The organism is Gluconacetobacter dulcium, from assembly GCF_014174165.1.
In the GTDB taxonomy this organism is placed as follows: Bacteria; Pseudomonadota; Alphaproteobacteria; order Acetobacterales; family Acetobacteraceae; genus Gluconacetobacter; species Gluconacetobacter dulcium.
Map to the genome: position 1 here is coordinate 1 of NZ_JABEQN010000024.1, position 19,249 is coordinate 19,249.

15 protein-coding genes and 1 pseudogene are annotated in these 19,249 nt (G+C 65.7%); 9 read left to right on the top strand and 7 right to left on the bottom strand.

The window, feature by feature from the left end; genetic code table 11:
• From HLH25_RS16315 to HLH25_RS16330, 5 genes and pseudogenes are all read left to right on the top strand, one after another.
• Window positions 1-136: pseudogene (locus HLH25_RS16315) on the top strand (IS256 family transposase); the annotation flags it as partial.
• A gap of 199 nt (window positions 137-335) precedes the next feature.
• Complete coding sequence (locus HLH25_RS20680) at window positions 336-1,004, top strand: FUSC family protein (protein ID WP_310889129.1); 669 nt, start codon at window positions 336-338, stop codon at window positions 1,002-1,004.
• Window positions 1,005-1,105: 101 nt separating this feature from the next.
• A complete protein-coding gene (locus HLH25_RS16320; RefSeq protein ID WP_310889133.1) occupies window positions 1,106-2,152 on the top strand; it encodes an FUSC family protein in 1,047 nt (348 codons plus the stop codon).
• Between the two features lie 234 nt (window positions 2,153-2,386).
• Entirely contained in the window at window positions 2,387-4,474 is a 2,088-nt protein-coding gene (locus HLH25_RS16325) for a putative bifunctional diguanylate cyclase/phosphodiesterase (protein ID WP_182975083.1), read from the top strand.
• On the top strand, window positions 4,471-6,774 hold the full coding sequence (locus HLH25_RS16330) for a putative bifunctional diguanylate cyclase/phosphodiesterase (RefSeq protein WP_182975084.1): 2,304 nt from the start codon (window positions 4,471-4,473) through the stop codon (window positions 6,772-6,774). The genes HLH25_RS16325 and HLH25_RS16330 overlap by 4 nt, the downstream gene beginning before the upstream one ends.
• Before the next feature lie 13 nt (window positions 6,775-6,787).
• Here HLH25_RS16330 and HLH25_RS16335 read toward each other — a convergent pair whose 3' ends face one another.
• Window positions 6,788-7,717, bottom strand: a complete 930-nt coding sequence (locus tag HLH25_RS16335) for a LysR family transcriptional regulator (RefSeq protein WP_182975085.1) — start codon at window positions 7,715-7,717, stop codon at window positions 6,788-6,790.
• Between the two features lie 196 nt (window positions 7,718-7,913).
• Here HLH25_RS16335 and HLH25_RS16340 point away from each other — a divergent pair, with 196 nt between their 5' ends.
• Window positions 7,914-8,621: a pirin family protein gene (locus HLH25_RS16340; RefSeq protein ID WP_182975086.1), complete on the top strand. Its 708-nt coding sequence runs from the start codon at window positions 7,914-7,916 to the stop codon at window positions 8,619-8,621.
• Window positions 8,622-8,701: 80 nt separating this feature from the next.
• Window positions 8,702-9,397 carry a uracil-DNA glycosylase gene (gene ung / locus HLH25_RS16345; RefSeq protein WP_182975087.1) on the top strand — a complete coding sequence of 232 codons (696 nt, stop codon included), beginning with the start codon at window positions 8,702-8,704 and terminating at the stop codon, window positions 9,395-9,397.
• A 98-nt stretch (window positions 9,398-9,495) separates the two neighbouring features.
• Here ung and preA read toward each other — a convergent pair whose 3' ends face one another.
• From preA to HLH25_RS16375, 6 genes are all read right to left on the bottom strand, one after another.
• A complete protein-coding gene (preA, locus tag HLH25_RS16350) occupies window positions 9,496-10,764 on the bottom strand; it encodes an NAD-dependent dihydropyrimidine dehydrogenase subunit PreA (protein WP_182975088.1) in 1,269 nt (422 codons plus the stop codon).
• 3 nt (window positions 10,765-10,767) lie between these two features.
• On the bottom strand, window positions 10,768-12,114 hold the full coding sequence (locus HLH25_RS16355) for an NAD(P)-dependent oxidoreductase (protein WP_182975089.1): 1,347 nt from the start codon (window positions 12,112-12,114) through the stop codon (window positions 10,768-10,770).
• 90 nt (window positions 12,115-12,204) lie between these two features.
• Window positions 12,205-13,467: a histidine-type phosphatase gene (locus HLH25_RS16360; RefSeq protein ID WP_182975090.1), complete on the bottom strand. Its 1,263-nt coding sequence runs from the start codon at window positions 13,465-13,467 to the stop codon at window positions 12,205-12,207.
• Entirely contained in the window at window positions 13,464-15,977 is a 2,514-nt protein-coding gene (locus tag HLH25_RS16365) for a TonB-dependent receptor domain-containing protein (protein WP_246402598.1), read from the bottom strand. The genes HLH25_RS16360 and HLH25_RS16365 overlap by 4 nt, the downstream gene beginning before the upstream one ends.
• A gap of 91 nt (window positions 15,978-16,068) precedes the next feature.
• The gene (locus HLH25_RS16370) at window positions 16,069-16,965 is read right to left on the bottom strand and encodes a FecR family protein (protein WP_182975091.1); all 897 of its coding nucleotides are present in this window, start codon (window positions 16,963-16,965) and stop codon (window positions 16,069-16,071) included.
• On the bottom strand, window positions 16,962-17,456 hold the full coding sequence (locus tag HLH25_RS16375; RefSeq protein WP_182975092.1) for an RNA polymerase sigma factor: 495 nt from the start codon (window positions 17,454-17,456) through the stop codon (window positions 16,962-16,964). Before HLH25_RS16375 ends, HLH25_RS16370 begins: the two co-directional genes overlap by 4 nt.
• Before the next feature lie 222 nt (window positions 17,457-17,678).
• On the opposite strand from HLH25_RS16375, the gene HLH25_RS16380 reads away from it, so the two are divergent.
• Together HLH25_RS16380 and HLH25_RS16385 are read left to right on the top strand one after the other, a co-directional pair.
• The gene (locus HLH25_RS16380; RefSeq protein WP_182975093.1) at window positions 17,679-18,392 is read left to right on the top strand and encodes a YfdX family protein; all 714 of its coding nucleotides are present in this window, start codon (window positions 17,679-17,681) and stop codon (window positions 18,390-18,392) included.
• Window positions 18,393-18,530: 138 nt separating this feature from the next.
• Entirely contained in the window at window positions 18,531-18,980 is a 450-nt protein-coding gene (locus HLH25_RS16385; RefSeq protein WP_310889130.1) for a DUF2946 family protein, read from the top strand.
• The last annotated feature ends 269 nt before the right edge of the window (window positions 18,981-19,249 follow it).

Below are 19,249 nucleotides of genomic sequence, written 5' to 3' on the forward strand. Positions count from 1 at the left end.
CGCGGCCCTCAAGCTCCTCTTCCTGGCCTTGAACCGGGCCGAGAAAGAATGGATCATGCCCCCGAGGGAATGGTCCATGGCAAAGGCACAGTTCGCCATTCTCTTCGGTGACCGCTTCGCGCGCGCCACCGTCTGATCAACAATGTGCTCAACGCCTCGCACACGAAATTCCTGACAGTCCCGATGGCCCTGAACTGATAGAAGTCTTTTTGCTTCTTTTTCTTCAGAAAAAGAAGAGAAACCTGGCTTCATAAGCGCGCTTTATGACCTGATCACGAAAATCACTTGGACGCCGCCTGTGCCCACGCTCACTGTCCGCCGCCGAAAGCGGGGGAGTGAAGACGGCTGTGAGCGCGGAGCGGTGGAACTGGCTGTTCGCGCCTGCGCGGGCCGATCTGGGGTTCGCGGTCCGGACTGCGTGCGCCGCCATCCTGTCGTTGCTGATTGCGATGTGGATGGAACTGGGCAGCCCGCAATGGGCGCCGCTGACCGTCTGGACCGTGGCGACGGCCTCGCGCGGGGAGTCGTTTTCCAAGGCACGGTGGCGTCTGGCCGGGACGGTCGTGGGGTGCGGCGTGGGGGTGGCGCTGATTGCCGCCTTTCCGCAGGAGGCGGGGCTGTTCTTTCTCTGCCTCGCCCTGTGGACCGGGGTGTGCTGCGGGCTGGCCACGGCTTTTGACGGCTACCGGAGCTACGGCTTTCTGGTCGCCAGCTTTACGGCCGCCATCGTGGCCACGGATGGGATCGCCTCGCCTGGCGATGCGTTCTTCATCGCGATGGCGCGGGGGACGTATATCGCGCTCGGTATTCTCTGCGAGGCGGCGCTATTCTCTGCGAGGCGGCGCTGGCCATGCTGTTTTCGCCCGGCATGCGCGAGCGGGCGCGGGGGGCATTGCTGGCGCGGTTGCGCGGCATGTCCGCCATGGCCCGGCAGAGGCTGGAGAACTGGCATGCGGCCGAGCCCGGCCCGGCGACCGAAAGCGCCCTGCTGGCAGATATCATGACGGCATCGGCGCGGATCGAATTCGATGTGCTGGAGATGGGGCCGGCGGCCGGGCGGGTGGCCGACCATGCCCGCGCGGCGGTGGCCGACCTGCTGGCGGCCATGGCGCGGGTCCGCGCGGGGGCGCCCTGGGCCTCCGTGCTGCGGAGGCTGGATGGCGGGGAGCGGCATATCGCGGCCATCGCCGCGCCGCGCCGCGGGGACCGCTTTCGGTTTCGCAGCCGTTCGGTACGGCAGGCGACGCAGGGGCTGAGGAATGGCGCGCGGGTGGCGGCGGGCGTGCTGGCGGCGTCGGTGATCTGGTATGTGACGGCGTGGCCATCGGGGATCGGGTTCATTGCGTATGTCGTGCTGGTCTATGGGCTGCTGGCGACGCGGGAGGTGCCGGTACTGGCTTCGGCGGCCTTCGCCCGGGGGGCGGTGTGGTGTGCGGTCGTCGCCGCTGTCTATGTGCTGCTGATCGTGCCGATGGTGACGGCGCCGGAAATGCTGGCCTTCTGCCTGCTGGTGCCGATGGTGGTCGGTGGGCTGGCCGCCCGGACGCCGCGACTGGCGAACCATGCCTTTTCCTTCAACATGTTTCTGCCGGTCCTGATCGGTCCGTCCAACGCCGGTCGGTATGACGAAAGCGCCTTCCTGAACGGGACGATGGCTTTTCTGGCGGCGGTGTTTTTTGCCGGGGCGATGTTCCGCCTCGTGCTGCCCTTTCGGCCCGACGAGCATCTGCGGCGCACCATCGGCTGGGCGGAACGGCGGTTGCCCGGCCTGGCGACGGGGCGGAGCGTGCCTTCGGCGCGCACCTGGCTGATGACGAACGCCGAGAGCATGGTGCGCGCCGTCCGCACCGGGCGGGGTGTGCGTGAGGAACTGCTTTTCGCCTATTTCGCCGCGCATATGGCCGTCATGGTGCAGGGCCTGTGTGTGATCGAGATTCGCGAGGTCATGGCGGGCGGCGCGCTTCCGGTGCCTGTTGCCCGGCGGCTGGCGGCGTTTCTGCGCGCCTGGACCCGCAACCCGGCGCGGGCGGCGGCCCTTGTGCCCGCGCTGCTGCGCCGGGCCGAAATGCGGGCTCCGGCCGGGGAAGACCTGGCGGCCGCGCTCAGGGCCATCATGCTGCATGACCGAAGCGGGGGCGTCAGCGGCCGGTGAGGGCGCCCTTCGGGCGTTTTGCGGGCGCGCCTCGATGCGGGCGCGCGTGCCGAACGGTCGTCCGTAACCGGGGGGTCGGGTCCTGATTGCGAGTGCGTGGCATCATGACCGGCGGTGGTTGGGATATGCGCGAATTCAGTATCAGTGGAGCCGGATAAGGACTTGAAGAATATTTCTTCGGTGATATTAGGCAGAAAAATCGCGCTTTTTTTCATTGAAGAAAGACATGTTTCGGTGAGTTCTTTATTCGCCTGCATCCTTCTTGAGCATGACCTTCGGATCGTGCTGGTCGCAGCGTTTCTCTGCGGCGTGGGGGCGTGGGTGACGGCGCGCCTGTTCCGCCGCGCCATGCAGACGAACGGGTCGCAGCGGATCGGGTGGTACGTGTTGACCGCCCTGGCGACCGGCGTGGCCATCTGGTGCACGCACTTCATCGCGATGATGGGCTTCCGGTCGGGGGCGGTCGTGACGTTCGATCCGTTCCTGACCCTGCTGTCGCTGTTCATCTGCATCGTCGGGAGTGTCCTGGGGTTTATCGCCGCGGGCAGCAAGGCCATCAGATGGCCCTCCGTGGTGGGCGGCGGCCTGCTGGGGTTTTCGATCGCGGCCATGCATTACGTCGGCATGATGGCCTTTCATGTCCAAGGGCAGGTCCATTGGGATCTGCTCTATGTGGTCGAGTCGGGCATACTTGGTCCCGTTCTGGCCATGGCGGCCCTGTATATGGCGCTGAAGGGCACGGCGCGGGGCACCAATGCCATGGCCGCTCTGTTCGCCGCCGCCATCCTGTCGGTGCATTTTCTGGGCATGACGGCCTTTCATGTCGTTTCGGGCGGCGAGAGCGTGGTGTCCGTTCATTCCGAAGCCCTGAGAACCATGACCATGGCGGTGATCGGCATGAGCCTGATCATCCTGGTGATGGGTATGGTCAGCTACCTGATCGACGACAGCACGCGGGCCGAGACCGTCGAACGATTGCGGCGCATGGCGTTGAACGATGCGCTGACCGGTCTGCCGAACCGGGCGCATTTCAATGATCGGCTGGATTTTGAAATCGCGCTGGCGGCGCAGCGCGGGGGCCGGCTGGCCCTGATCGGCATTGATCTGGATCGTTTCAAGGACATCAACGATCTGCGTGGGCATTCGGTTGGCGATGAGGTGCTGCGCGTGCTTGGCCAGCGCATGAAGGCCATGCAGCAGGTGGAGCAGGGCCGGTTTATCGCCCGGACCGGCGGAGACGAATTCACGGCGCTGTACCGTATCGGCATTTCCGGCGATGTCACCGGGTTTGTCTCCCGGATTGAACAGGCCCTTTCGGACCCGATCGCGTTTGAAAATCTTGAAATCACGCCCGGGGGCAGCCTGGGGGTTGCGATCTTTCCCGATGATGCCGTCGACAGGGAAAATCTGGTCAATTGCGCGGATCTGGCGATGTATCGCGCCAAATCGAACCCGTTGCAGCGGATTTGTTTCTACGAAGCCGGCATGGACGAACGGATTCGCGAACGTCGTGCGCTGGCCGCGGATCTGCGCGATGCGATCAGCCATAACCAGCTTACGCTGCATTATCAGGTCCAGACGATCGTCTCCACCGGCCGCATTCGCGGCTACGAGGCCCTGCTGCGCTGGAATCATCCCAGATTGGGCCAGATTCCCCCCAGTGAGTTTATTCCGCTGGCCGAGGAGAGCGGGCTGATCCTGTCGATCGGGGAATGGGTGCTGTACACGGCGTGCCGCGAAGCCGTGACGTGGGAGCCGCCTTATACGATCGCCGTCAATCTCTCCGCCGTGCAGTTCATCAACGCCGATCTGCCGGAGATTGTTCGGAAAGTTCTGGCCGAGACGGGGCTGGCCCCCGAACGGCTGGAACTGGAACTGACGGAATCGACTATTTTCGCCGACCGCGAGCGGTCGCTGGATCTGTTGCGCCAGATCCGGGCGTTGAAGGTGAGCATTGCGCTGGATGATTTCGGCACGGGCTATTCGTCGCTGGATACCCTGCGATCGTTCACCTTCGACCGGATCAAGATCGACCGGTCCTTCTTCAGCGCCTCGGAGGCGACGACCCAGACGACGGCCATCATCCGGGCCGTCCTGGCGTTGGGAAAGAGCTTCGGCATTCCGGTGATGGCGGAAGGCATCGAAACCTACGACCAGCTTTCGATGCTGAATGTCGAAGGTTGCGAGGAAGCGCAGGGATTTCTCCTCGGACATCCCGTCACGGTGGATGACATCATCCGCAAGGGGCAGATCGCGCGGCTGAATGGTGGCCCGGATGGCGCAGGTGCGGTGGATATGAGGCGGGCGGAGAGCGGGGCATGAAGACTCTCAACTGGCCTTTCGGCCGCGAAGGCTGGTTTGGCACCGGCGAGGCCGAAAGCTCTGAACTGGCGGTGGCCCGGTACTATCGCTGCGCCCAGACCCTGCCGATCATGCATGTCATCCTGATTGCCAATGCGTGGCTGCTTGGCGCCTTGTTCGTTCGACAGGCACCCGGCTGGCTTTCGCTCCTGTGCCCCGCATTGTGCACCGTGTTCTGCGTCGTGAGGATGCGGGCCTGGCTACGGGCCAGAAAGGCCGATCCGACGCTCGACCAGGTTCTGGCGGCGCTGGCCAATACCAGCCGTCTTTCGGTCGGGTTGATCATCCTCCAGGCAGGATGGGTGTTCGCCCTGTATTCCTACGGTGACGCGGCGACACGGTCCTTTCTCTTCTTCTTTGTCGCCACCACCACGCTGGCCGTCATATACTGCCTTGCGCATCTGCGGGGCGCGGCGATCCGGCTCGCGATCATCGCCAACGTGACGCTGTTCATTCTCTGCCTGGTCAGCGGGACAGCGATCCATCTGGCGGCAACCATGAGCCTGCTTGTCGATTCGATCGGTGGCCTTGTCGTGCTGACCAGCACCTATCGCGATTTTTCAAAGACCGTGAATGCGCGGGCGGAGGAGCAGCGGCGGGCGAAGGAACAGGAACTGCTGCTGCGGATGATCGACAACATGCCCGTGGCGGTGATGACGGTCGAGCCGCAGACCTATATCATCAACTATGCCAACCAGATGTCCAAAGTGCTGATCCGCAGCATCGAACATCTGTTGCCGATCCGCGCCGATGACCTGATCGGCACCTCCATCGACGTGTTCCACCGTTCGCCGGCCCATCAGCGCGGGATTCTCGCGGACCCGAACAACCTGCCGCACAATGCGCGCATCCGTCTGGGCGACGAGGTTCTGGACCTCAAGATTTCCGCCATCACCGCCATGGACGGTCATTATATGGCGCCCATGCTGACCTGGGCGCTGGTGACCAAGGAAGTGGAGGCGGAAAATCGCATCCGCCATCTGGCGCATTACGATGCGCTGACCGAATTGCCCAACCGGGTCACGTTCCGCAGGGAACTCGAGGATCGTCTGGCCACGCCCGGCAATCGGGTGGGCTTGCTCTACATCGACCTGGATGGCTTCAAGCTGGTCAACGACACGCGCGGGCACCAGATCGGCGATGCCCTGCTTCAGCAGGTGGCGGCCAGGCTGAAAATGGTCTGCAATGGTCCTGCCGTCACGCTGACCCGTCTCGGGGGGGACGAGTTTGCCGTGCTGCTGCCCCATGATTCCCGCCAGCAGGCGCTTTTGCTGGCCGACCTGATCGTTACGGCGCTCGGCGCGCCCTTCGATCTGGATTACGATCGGACGATCCGGATCGGGGCCTCGGTCGGCATTGCTCTGGCGCCGGAACATGGCGGGGAACCCGATATCCTGCTGTCGCGCGCCGACATGGCGCTGTATGCCGCCAAGGAAGCCGGGAGGGGGACCGCCAGGCTGTTCTCGCCCGATCTTGAGAAGCAGGTGCAGGAGCGCGTGCGCCTGGAAGAGGAACTGCGATCGGCCCTGGCGAGCGGGGATGGGGTGTTCGTGTTCTACCAACCGATCATCGATCTTCCGTCCGGGCGTGTGACGTCGCGCGAGGCCCTGGCGCGCTGGCATCATCCTGAGCAGGGCTGGGTTTCTCCCGGCCGGTTCGTGCCGGTGGCCGAGCAGTGCGGTCTGATCGACCAGTTGGGCGCGTTCATCCTGGACCGGGCCTGCCGGAGTGCCGCGCAATGGGCGGACGAGGCGCATGTGGCCGTCAACGTGTCTGCCATGCAGTTGGGCAAGGGAACTCTGGTCGATCTCGTATCGGCGACTCTTGCCGCTTCGGGCCTGCCGGCGGAGCGGCTGGAGATCGAGGTGACCGAGACGGCGCTGCTGGGCGACGAGCATCGCGGCATCCAGGAGCTGCTGTCGCTGCGTGAGATGGGCGTGCGGATTTCGCTGGACGATTTCGGGACCGGCTATTCGTCGCTGGCCCATCTGCGGACATTCGCGTTCGACAAGATCAAGATCGATGGCTCCTTCGTGAGGGATGCGCTGGAACGCCCGGAATGCGCCGCCGTGGTACGGGCCATTGCCGATCTGGGCCAGCGCCTGGGGGTGCGGATCGTCGCCGAAGGGGTCGAGACCGAGGACCAGCTTGCGCTGGTGCGCGCGGAAGGATGCCGGGAAGTGCAGGGCTATCTTTACGGACGGCCGGCTCCGGGAGAGGCGGATGCGTTGTTGATCGCCGGGCTCGACAGTCGGCGGTGAACGGTGAGAAACGCTATTCCTGCTGGGTGGGGTGGCGCGCCCACGGTGGCAGCGCGAAGGCCTCGACGAAATAATCCAGCAAGGCGTTGACGCGCGCCGGGCGCAGCGGGCTGGGAGGCGTGACCAGATAGAGCGCGATCGGCGGGGCCTGCCAGTCCGGCAGGATGATTTCCAGGCGTCCGGCCTGGAGGCTGTCCCAGATCATGAATTCGGGAAACAGGCCGAAGCCCAGTCCGGCCTCGAGCGCCGGCAGGAACCCTTCCGCATTGTTCGCGCGCAGGCGCGAGGCCTGAGAGAGCACGTAATCCTTGCCGGAAGGCGCATGGTGCAGTCGCATCGTCCCCGGTGCCGAGGTGTTGGTGTAGACGAAGCTCTTGTACGCTTCCAGATCGCGCGGATGGGTGGGGCGGCCGGTTACATCCAGCCAGGCCGGGGTGGCGACCAGCAGGAGCCTGACCGCGCAGAGCCGGCGGGCTCGCAGCGATGAATCCGCCAGCGAGGAGATCCGCAGCGCGATGTCGTAGCCCTCGGCCACCAGATCGACGATCGAATCGCTGAAATCGAGCGTAAGGTCGATATCGGGGTAGCGGTGCAGGAAGGCGGGCAGGATCGGTGAGATATGCTTGACGCCGAACGTCATGGGGGCGGCGATGCGGATCAGGCCCGAGGGTTTCAGCGTGCCGTCCCTGGCCCCCGCCTCGGCGGCCTCGGCTTCGGCGATGATCCGGCTGGCATGGCCCAGGGCGTGGCGGCCCATCTCGGTGAGGGATAATTGCCGCGAATTGCGGTTGAACAAGCTGGCGCCCAGGGCCTGCTCCAGCCGGGAGACGGCCTTCGAGACGGTTGGCTTGGAGAGCTGGATATCCTCGGCCGCGCGTGCGAACGAGCCCCATTCGGCCACTTTCGCGAAAATCGCCCAGGCTTCGAAATCGGGCAATCGCATGCGGAGTAGCCTCTTTTGAAACGGTCAGGTCGGACTCTTTCCATATATTTTCCGGGAGGGACCGTCCAGATGCCGGGCTGATGGCGCTGGGGCGTGGAAATTCCGGAAACGAAGGGTTTCGCTTCCTGCCGTATCGCCGGGCGTCGGCGGAGGCGTAGGGTCCGTCCAGACATTCAACGCATTGGAGGCGATCACGATGATCGACGTTCGGCCGTTCGCGGAGCTAGGTCATGCTGACCATGGCTGGCTCGATGCGAAACATCATTTTTCCTTCGCGGATTATTACGATCCGCGCCGGATGCACTGGGGTGCGTTGCGCGTATGGAACGATGATGCCATCGCGCCGGGAACCGGGTTCGGCACCCATCCGCACCGCGACATGGAAATCATCACCTATGTGCGCCAAGGGGCCATTACGCATCGGGATAATCTGGGCAATTCGGGGCGCACCGAGGCGGGCGACGTGCAGGTGATGTCGGCCGGGACCGGCATCATGCACAGCGAGTATAACCGCGAGCCCGGCACGACGCGCATCTTCCAGATATGGATCATGCCCGATCGTACGGGGCATGCGCCATCGTGGGGCACGCGGAGCTTTCCCCGGGGCGAGCGTGGCGGCGGATTCGTGGCGCTGGCCTCGGGTTACGATGCCGACGCGGGAGGCGATGCCTTGCCGATCCATGCCGATGCGCGGGTTCTGGGCGCGACCCTGAAGAAGGGGGAAAGCGCGGAATACCGGCTGGGCGTGGAACGGATGGGTTATCTCGTCCCCGCCAAGGGCAGCGTGGAGATCGAGGGAAAGACCGTGGGCACACGGGACGGCGCGGCGATTTCGGAGACCGACACGCTGGTCGTGCGCGCGCTCGACGATGCCGAGATCGTGCTGGTGGATGTTGCGGCCTGAGCCTGTTCCGCCCCCGCCCTGAACGGCGGGGGCGGGCGGTGCGGCTTGATTTTTGCGGCGTGGCGTCGCTTGATGCCGTCATGACGATCAGACTGGATGAGAGCTGGAAGACGGCTCTGGCCCCCGAATTCGACGCGCCCTACATGCAGGCGCTGAAGGCATTCCTTCAGGCGGAGAAGGCACGGGGCAAGGTGATCTTCCCCAAGGGAGCGGAATATTTCCGGGCGCTGGACCTGACCCCGCTGAACGACGTCAAGGTCGTGATTCTGGGCCAGGACCCGTATCATGGGGATGGGCAGGCCCATGGGTTGTGCTTCAGCGTGCGGCCCGGCGTGCGCATTCCACCGTCTCTGGTCAATATCTACAAGGAACTCCAGAGCGATCTGGGGATTCCGCCTGCCCGTCATGGCTATCTGGAATCCTGGGCGAAGCAGGGCGTGCTGCTGCTGAACTCTGTGCTGACGGTGGAACGCGGCAATGCGGCCTCGCACCAGAAGCAGGGGTGGGAGCAGTTTACCGACGCCGTGATCGCCCGCGTCAATGAACAGCGCACGCCGGCTGTCTTCATGCTGTGGGGCGCGTATGCCCAGCGAAAGGCGGCCTTTGTCGACCAGTCGCGGCATCTGGTGCTGAAGGCGGCGCATCCGTCACCGCTCTCGGCGCATAATGGCTTCTTCGGGTGCCGTCATTTTTCCAAGGCCAATGAATTTCTGGTCAGCCATGGGGTGACGCCGATCGATTGGCGGCTGCCGGTGGAGCCGCCGAAGGATGTTTGAAGGGGGCGTTCTTTTTTGAAAAAAAGAACCAGAAAACTTTTATTTTCTCTGGAGTTTTTTTAGGGCGTGCGAGGTCCCCGAATGAATGGTCGTCTTTTTTACTCGGCCGCCCGTGCGGGATTGTTCGGATGATGAGGCCAGGTCAGCACACCCTCCACCGGCTGCGGTACCATGGTGATGCAGTCATCGACCGGGCAGACATGGGCGCAGAGATTGCAGCCCACGCATTCCTCGTCGATCACTTCGTAACGGCGTGCGCTGTCGATGTGCAGTTTGGCGATGGCCTGGTGCGATGTGTCCTCGCAGGCGATGTGGCACAGGCCGCATTTGATGCAGGCATCCTGGTCGATTTTCGCGAGGGTCCTGAATTTCAGGTTGAGCTGGTTCCAGTTGACGAAATTCGGAATCGCGCGGCCGGTGACGTCGTCGATGGTGGCGAAGCCTTTCTGGTCCATCCAGTTGGACAGGCCGGTGATCATGTCTTCGACGATGCGGAAGCCGTAATGCATCGCCGCCGTGCAGACTTGCAGTGTGCCGGCGCCCATGACGAGAAATTCCGCTGCGTCGCGCCAGGTTGAAATGCCGCCGATGCCTGAAATCGGCAGGCCGCGCGTCACGGCGTTGCGTGCGATCTCGCCCACCATGCGCAGTGCGATCGGCTTGACGGCCGGGCCGCAATAGCCGCCATGGGTGCCCAGGCCGCCGACCACCGGCATCGGCGCCATGGCGTCGAGATCGACCGCGACCACCGACTGGATGGTGTTGATCAGCGAGACCGCATCGGCACCGCCGCGCAGGGCGGCGCCGGCCGGTTGCATGATGTCGGTGATGTTCGGTGTGAGCTTCACGATGGTCGGCATGCGGGTGTTCTGCTTTACCCAGCGCGTGACCATCTCGACATATTCGGGCACCTGGCCGACGGCCGAGCCCATGTTGCGTTCGGACATGCCATGCGGACAGCCGAAATTGAGTTCGATGCCGTCGGCCCCGGTTTCTTCCACCAGCGGCAGGATGCGTTTCCAGCTTTCCTCGACGCAGGGCACCATCAGGCTGACCACGATGGCGCGGTCGGGGTAGTCGCGTTTGACCGACTTGATTTCGGCCAGGTTGACGGCCAGCGGGCGGTCGGTGATCAGCTCGATATTGTTGAGCCCGACCAGCCGGTCGCCATTGTAATTGAAGGCGCCGTACCGGCTGCTGACATTGACCACCGGCGGGTCTTCGCCCAGCGTTTTCCACACCACGCCGCCCCAGCCGGCCGCCAGCGCGCGGCGGACGTTATAGTCCTTGTCGGTCGGCGGGGCGGAGGCCAGCCAGAACGGGTTGGGCGAACGGATGCCGGCGAAGAGGCTGCGCAGATCGGCCATGGCTCAGGCTCCCGTTGCTTCTGTGAGATCGGCGTGGATGGCCTCGGCGGCGTTGCGGCCGTCGCGGACCGCCACCACCGTCAGGTCGTCGCCGGGCGTGCAGTCGCCGCCGGCATAGACGAAGCGGCGCGTGGTGCGCCCCTGGGCGTCGACCGCGATGCGGCCGTTTTCGATGGCGAGCGCGCCGCGATCCAGCGGGTCCGGCAGGAAAAGCTGGCCCACCGCCTTCAGCACCATATCGGCCTCCAGCGTGAATGTGCCCTGGTCGTGGACCGGTCGACCCTCCAGCAGCCGGCCGCCGGTGAAGGTGATCGAGCGGACCGCGCCGTTGGTGCCGTCGAGGCGCTGCGGTGCGGCCCATGTGCGGATGGCGACGCCGTTGGTCTGCGCCCAGGCCTGCTCGACGCTGGTGGCCGACATGGTTTCGGCCCCGCGCCGATAGACCAGCGTGACCTCCTCGGCGCCCAGGCGGCGGGCCTGCACGGCGGCGTCGATGGCGGTGTTGCCGCCGCCGATCACGACCACGCGCCGCCCGACCGGGACATCGGCCCCGGTGGTGGAAGCGCGCAGGCCGGCGATGAAATCCACGGCGTTGAGGACGCCGTCCAGATCCTCGCCCGCGATGCCCAGCGCGCGCACCCCGGCCTGGCCGATGGCGAGGAAGACGGCATCATATGCCGCTTCGAGATCGGCCAATGTGACGTCGCGGCCCAGCATCCGGCCGGTTTCGATGGTGATGCCGCCGATGGCGGTGATGAAGTCGATTTCGTGCTGTGCGAAATCGTCCGGCACCTTGTAGGCGGCGATGCCGTATTCGTTCAGGCCGCCGGCCCTGGGCCGGGCATCGAGGATGGTGACCGTGTGACCGTACATGGCCAGGCGATGGGCGCAGGCCAGGCCGGCCGGCCCGGCGCCGACGATGGCGATGCGTCGGCCGGTTTCGGCGGCGCGGGGGAAGGGTTGGGTCCCCGCATGCATCTGCCAGTCGGTGGCATGGCGCTGCAATGCGCCGATGACGACCGGCTTTTCCTCCTGCGCCGTGCGCACGCATGCGCCTTCGCACAGGATTTCGGTCGGGCAGACGCGGGCGCAGGAGCCGCCGAGGATGTTGGACGCCAGGATGGTGCGCGCCGCGCCGGCCAGGTTGCCGGTGGCGATGCCCCGGATGAAGCCGGGGATGTCGATGCCGGTGGGGCAGGCCTCCACGCACGGCGCGTCGTAGCAGAAATAGCAGCGATCAGCCTCGATCGACGCCTGGCCGCGTGTCAGCGGCGGGTGGGCGTCGGCGAAATTGATGGCCAGGCATTCGGATGACAGGCGGTTGGCGGCAATGTCCGGGCGCGAATCCACGATAGACGGTCTCCGTCATGAAGCATGACCTGTGACATTATCTATCGCAGAGTTTGTATTTATTTCGCAATGAAAAATTTGACTGTTTGGTCAGAAAATTATGATGGGGCGCAGAGTCCCCGCCGGGCAGAGTGTCGCGCCCCCGCAGGTGCCGATCGGCAGGGTCGCTGCGCCGCTGCCTGCAAGGTCCGGCCGCCGGGCTGCCCGAAGCTGTTCGAGCCCCTGATGGAGGATGACCGCGCGCACCACGCGGCTGCCATCCTTCAGGCGCCAGCGCTCGAAGGCCAGGGTCGTGTCCGGCGCCGTGTAATCGGGCTGGTCGGTGAAGGTCCAGTCGAGGCCGAAGATCGCCGCCAGCGTGTCCAGCGTCGTGTCATGGCCGGCGAACAGGATGACCCGCGTGTTTGGCCCGATTGCGCTGTGGTCGGGCAGGGTGACCGGGAGGTCGGCCATCAGGTCGATGATGGCGCGGGACAGGACCGCTCCGCGCGGGACGGCGAAGGCGGGCTGGCGACGGGTCAGTGCCGCCGCATATCCGTGCGCGGGCAGGACCGTGGCCAGCAGCGCGGCGGCGTTCGGCGCGCCCCAGGCCACCTGTTCCGGCGCCATGCCCTGCGCATAGGCCAGCATCATGTTCTCGGCGATGGTGGCGGCCAGGAGCGGGCCGCCCGTGAGGTGCGGCGTGCCGTGGGGATTGGAAAGGGTCAGAGGCTCCGTCAGGCACGGGCCGGCCGGTCTTGCGCAGCCGTCGGGCGCGACGAGCGCCTGGAGGCGTGTCAGCGCGGCCTGGACCGGTGGCGGCCGGTGGTCGCGGTCACGGGCGACGCCCTGCTCCAGAGCCTTGGTTGCGCGCGTTTCGTCCCGTTTCGCGGCGCCGGTGCCGACGGCATTGAAGATTGGGTCGGCGTGGCCTGCGGGCAGGGCGCGGGACTGGAGGTCGCAACGTGGAGCGAGACGGTCGGCCATGATCGCGCCGCTCTGGCGCGTGCGGTCGTCGGCGGCGTCGGCCCAGATCGCGACCGCTTCGGGAGCGGGACAGCCGGTGGCGGGGAGGAGGCCGAACTGGCGGTAACGCTGGCCCAGCGCGTCCGTCATGGCGGCCAGGGCCGCGCGGCCGTGCGCGGTCAGTTGCCCCGGCGGGACCGGCCAGGCCGGCCAGTCGCGGCCGGTCTGGGCTTTCAGCTCCGCCGGTGCCCTGGTGGGGCTGCGGATGCCATGCCGCGCGACCAGCACGATTTTCTCCAGCGTTGCGCCGGCCAGGGGATCGTCGGGCCTTTCGGCTGCGCGGGTGTTGCCGCCCAGCGTTGCGGCCAGGAGCAGGGTCGCGCCGACGGCGCGGGCGATGGTTCTCATGGGAGCGTTGCCGACAGGTTGAAGAAGATGCTGCGGCCCGACAGGCGCCAGTACAGCGGCGCGCCGTCGGGATAGCCGGCGCTGGCGGCCGACTGGTTGCCGGCGAAATCGCTGATGGCGTGGCTGTCGAACAGGTTGGCGATCTTCAGGCTGGCGGTCAGGTCGCTCATGAAACCACTCAGGTGGTGGAAATGCCAGCCCAGGGCCAGGTCGGCGGTGGTGATGCTGCCGATACGATACTGGTTGGCGAACGCGGTGTGACCGTCGCTGTTGGTGGTGCTGTCGAGGCCCCAGTGATTGCCGACGAATTTGCCGATCAGCGAGAAATATGGACCCGTTCCGTTGTCGTACAGCAGGCCGAAGGAGGCCAGTATGTTCGGGGTGGACGCGATGCGCGTATGGGTGTGTTTGTACTGGGCGTCGTTCAGGCTGTAATTGCCGTAGAGCGAGAAGCCGGCGCCCAGGGCGTATTGGCCTTCGATCTCAAGACCCTTGTAGATGGCGCCGCCGCTGTTGACCGAGGTGCTCTGGGTGCCGATGCCGGGGACCTTGATCTGGGCCGAGGCGATGTAGTTGGAGAAATCGATGTAATAGGCATCGGCCGAGAGGGTCCAGCGCGTCTTCTGGAGGACGGTGCCGACCTGGTAGTTCAGCGTGGTTTCGGGGCTGACATTGCCGACATTCTGGGTCTGGAACACGCTCATCGGCGGGGCGAGGAAGCCGCGTGCGATCTGGCCGTAGGCGCTCCAGCCCGGCAGGATGATCTGGTTGATCGCGATCGAGGGTTGCCAGGACGTGAAGGTCTGGCGGTCGTTGAGCGGCATCTTGGTGGATTTGTTGATCGCGGCATCGTAATCGCGGTGGAAATAGGAATATTTGATGCCGGGTTTGACCGTCATGCCCTTGATGGGATGCCAGTCGAATTCGAGATAGGGCTGAACCGTCGTGTTCAGGTCCGAAATATTGTAGCTGTATGCGGAACCTGTCTTGCCGGGTACCGGGATGCCGCCCTGGGTGAGGTCGATGGCGTAGCTGTAGCGCCGGTCGTCCTGCACGTCGGCCCAGGCGCCGAACAGGACGTCGCCGACCGGTGTGGCGGCGCGAAAGCGCATCGTATCGCCATAATCGCGGAAGCCGGCGCGGGCGTATTTGCCGGGGATGTCGTGTTTGTAGGTGGCCAGTTTCTTGCCGGCGGCGGAATAGAATGTGACGCCGTTGGCGGAGGGGGCGTCCTGGCTGGCGTCGGTCGATTCGGTGTAATCATGCACGAAGCCGTCGGTGTACAGCTTGTTTTCGAATGTCAGCCAGGGGGTGAGGCGGGTCTTGAGATTGACGTAGCTGAAATCGGACTGGTAGGTGCTGGGATTGTAGCCGTAGTAGCATTGCAGCGCGCGATCGAAACACAGCCCGTAATCATGGCCGTATTTCGCATATTCCGCCAGTGTCGCGCCCTGGGTGGTGTATTGCCATTCCCTGTCGTAGGTCGTCAGCAGGGTGACGGTGGTCTGTTCGCCCAGTGCGATCACGTCCTTGAACAGCAGGTTGCTGCGCCGTTCGGCCGATCCGGTCAGGTAGCCGTCGGTTTCCTCATGCTGCATGTCCAGCACCATCGAGCCGAAGCGGGTCTTGCCGCTGTCCAGTTCGATGCCGCCGGCGCGGGTGTTGAAACTGCCGTAGGTACCGTAAGGCGTGACGCCGAAATGCTTTGCCGGTTCGCGGGATTCGAAGCCCATCGTGCCGCCGAAGGTGGCGTTGCCGCTGGTCGAGGCCGTGCCGGGGCCGCGATCGACCCGCACCTGATCGAGAAAATGCGAGATGAAGAGCGAAGACGTGGTGTGGCCCAGGTCGGTGGCATCGCCGAACGGGATGCCGTCGAACGTCATGTTGTACTGACCGTCCTGAAAGCCGCGCAGGCTGATTTTCTCGGCCTTGCCCATGCCCGGGCCGTTCGGGTTCTGCGACCAGACGCTGGGCTGGAACTTGATGATGTCGTCCACGCTGGCCAGCGGGATGATGTTGTTGGTGATGAAGCGTTTCTGGATCACCGAAGTGGGCTCGGTGATCGTCAGCGGCACGGTTGATGGGGCCAGGCGTTCGGCGCGGCGGATGACGGTGATGTCCTCTGCGTCTTTCCTGTCGGTGTGGGTGGGGTGGCCGGGGTGGGGTGGCGTGCCTGCCGGGCCTTCGATCAGCAGGCCGCCGTCATGCTGCGGCACGGCATGCAGGCCGCTGCCGCGCAGCAGGCGGGAGGCCGCGTCTTCCACGCTGAGCGTGCCGTCCACGGCTGGAGCGGAACGGTTGCCGATGTCGCTGCTGGCAAAAAGGATGTCGCGCCCGCTGATGCGCGCCAGGTCTTCCAGCGATTCCGCCAGGGGCTGGGCGCGCAGGTGCACGGTGACGGGGGCGGCGGTACCGGCCCGTGCCGGCTGGAGACCGGCGAGGGTGGTGGACATGATCAGGAGGGCGGCCAGGGTCTGCGGCGAAGGGTGTGGAGACGGCGAGCGTGACATCGGGGGAATCCTGTCTGTGGCGCCGGTTGCGCCGGCTTACAGGCGTGACGAACTCCCGCGATGAGTCCTCAATGTATCCGCGCGCGTTTCATCAAAGCTTCACAATGCGCAGGGTGTGGGTGCCTTCGATCCGTACGGGAAGGAGATGCGTCAGGGCGCGGGCGAAGCCTGCCATGTTGCCGGTATGGTAGAGCCCGCTGATGCGCAGCGCGCCGACGACGGGTGACGTGATTTCCATTTTCTGTTCGCTGTAGCGGTTCATTTCCATGATCGCCATGCTCAGCGGCGTATCGCGGAAGACGACGCGCCCCGTTCGCCAGGCGATCAGGTCGTCCAGTCTGGGGTGGTCGATGCAGGGGGCTTGGCCGGTGCGCAGGATGAGGCGTGTGCCGCTGCCGATCGTGATCGGGGCCGCGCCGGAAGCCGGGAAGGCCGTCAGCAGGCCGGCCAGGACCGTGGCGGTCACCCCGTCAGGGAGGACGCCGATATCGAACTGACCGGCCGGGGAGGTGAGTGTGCCGGTGGGCGTGGCCAGGCGCAGGGGGGCGCCGCCGCCGGGGAGCGACAGGGCGATCCGGCCGCCGGGTAGCCACGCCTGACCGGGTGCGCCCGCGGGGGGGAGGATGAGCATGCTCTGGGTATCGAGCAGCAGGTCGGCGCCGCCCGGCAGGACGCAGCGGCGCCGTTCGCCTGTTGCGGTACGCAGGACCATGGCTTCGGCCGGTGCGCCGGGCAGGCCGAACAGGCTGGCCGCCAGCCCGATTCCGCCCGCCAGGACGGTGCGGCGCGAGGCTGTGACCGGGCGTGACCGGCCATGCGCCAGTGTGGCCGATGAGGCCCAGACGCCGGACATCAGGGCGAACACCTCGCGGTGGCGGGGGTGTTCGTCCAGCCATGCGGTGAAACGGCGCCGGTCGTCTTCGGTGCAGTCTTCGGCCCGCAGGCGGGCGGACCAGCGGGCGGCGGTCTGGACGGTGCTGTCGCTCATGGCGGGTCGACGTCCAGCAGGGCCGTCGTGAGGATGCACAGCGCCCTGTTGATCTGTTTTTCGACCGTGCTGACGCTGACGCCGAGCTGGGCGGCGATGGTACGGTAGGGCAGGTGGTCCAGCCGGTGCATCAGGAAGATGCGTGCGGTGCGGGCGTCGAGGCCCGTGAAGGCGGTCGAGAGCCGGGCCAGTTGCTGCCGGCCCAGCACCACGGCGTCGGGCAGGGGCATCGGACAGGCGATGGCCTCCGTCTGGTCGGGAGGGAGGCTTACCAGGCCGTCGCGTTGTTCGCGCCGATATTCGTCGATGGCCAGGTTTCGCGCCGTGCGCAGCACGTAAGCTTCGGTGTTGGCGATGCCCGTGTGGCCGCGTTCCAGGATGTGGAGCAGGGCTGTCTGCAACAGGTCTTCGGAATCGTGCCGCCCGGTCAGGCGGCGAATGCGGGCATGCAGCGACGCCCACCCGGTCTGCCGGATCGCCCAATCCGTCATGTCCCTCGCGCCCTCGCCCCATTTCTGCCGGTAGACGGCCTGTCCGGTATCGGGGCGGACCCTAGAGGCGCGGTCTGGCCCTGTCATCGGCGCGGGGTGGGTAACGGATCGGTCTTCTTGAAAACTTCATGATCGCGGAGCGCATTCCTGCCCTGACTTGTTTTTCGGGTTCCAGCAACATTATGTTAAAAAAGAAGTCCCATGACGAAAAGGATGTCTGACATGCGGATTATGGCCTCGTTGGCGGTTGTCGCAGCCCTTGGTAGCGTGCCCTCGTTGTCGCATGCCGCGTCGCTGCATGCGGCGTGGGAGAAGTTCAAGGCCGGTCGCGCCCTGCACCATCTTTCCAAAGATGGAGAGCGTGCGCTGGCCGACATCCTGACCGCCCAGCAGTTCGTGGCGCAGGGTAAGGTGGATCAGGCCGTGCCGCCGCTTTATGACGCGCAGAAGCGGCTGGAAGCCGCCCGCAAGGCGGAGAAGCGCTTCAATGTGGCCGAGAGTGCGCTCCAGCCCGCGCCGCAGCATCCGGTGTCTCCGACGCACCAGCCGGTGACGACACCGACCGACTGGGTGCCGGTGGGCGGCGAATTCGTGGCCAGCGACATCCTGGCGCCCGAGAAGAAGGCGGCGGTCGCAACGGCCAATGCCCAGCTCAAGGCGGGCGACAGCCAGGCGGCGGCCCAGACGATGCAGGTTGTCGGCGAGGATGTGGATTTCATCGTCGCGCTGGCGCCGCTGGATCAGATGGAGGGCGCGGTGAACCGGGCGACCGTGTTCGTCGAAGGACGCCAGCCCAAGCAGGCGGCCGATGCGCTGAACCAGGCGCTGGACGGGATCGTCTTCGTCTCGCAGGATTTCGTTGAAACGCTGCCGTCGGCTTCGGGGCCGGCCGCCGCGCCGGCTGCGACGGCAGCGGTTCCGACGCCCAAGAAATAACGAGGCCATGGGGCGGGGACGGACGAGGTTCGTTTCCGTCCTTTCCTGAGTAAACGCCTTCTGTTGCTCCTTGCCTCGTCCTGCTCCGCGGGGGTAGGGGAGAAGCGGTAGGTTTGTAACGAACGAGGTGGCCGGGCCGTGCAGGGGCAGGACGCGATCAGGATGGAGCGGTCGGGCTTCGGCCGCTGGATGGTCGCCCTGTTCGTGCTGTGCGGCTATCTCGGCCTGCTGGGCATTCAGGCGCAGGCGCTGCCCGGCGAGATGCCGCGTGCCACGCTGGAACGGCTGGCGGGCATCCATCTGGCCGCGCCGTCCTTGTCCGCTGTCTGTGACGACATGCCCGGGATGGCGATGGCCGGCATGCCGTCTCCGCGCGATCGGTCGCATGACCAGGCGCCGGATCATGACGCCTGTCCGCTCTGCCCGCTGTTGCATCTGTCACTGGTCGTGCTGCCGGTTGTGCTGGCGGCGATCTTTGTGTGGCATCGGCTGGCGCGGGTGCGTTACAGCCCGGCCCGGCCCCGCGCGCCGCCTGTGCGCCGGGCCCTGTTGCGGCCGCCGGCCATCGGACCACCGCGAACAATCTGAGACTCTGACTGGAGAGGCGTGCCGGTAGCGATTCCGCGCGCGGGTTCCCGGCTTCGTGGCGAATGGCTTCATAAAGCCGTTTCGCTTCGGTGTACGAGAACGCGCACCGGGTGGCCGGGCTGGGCTTTTGTGCCTGCTGCCCGCGCGTCGGCGCACTTCCGGTCAGGCTTCGGGAGAGTCTTCAGGGATGGGGCGCGGCGCGCCTGTTCCTGACAGTTCGTCCCGTCGGACGCCTGCGGGCACGCGATCGGGAACCGGTGCGCATGCCC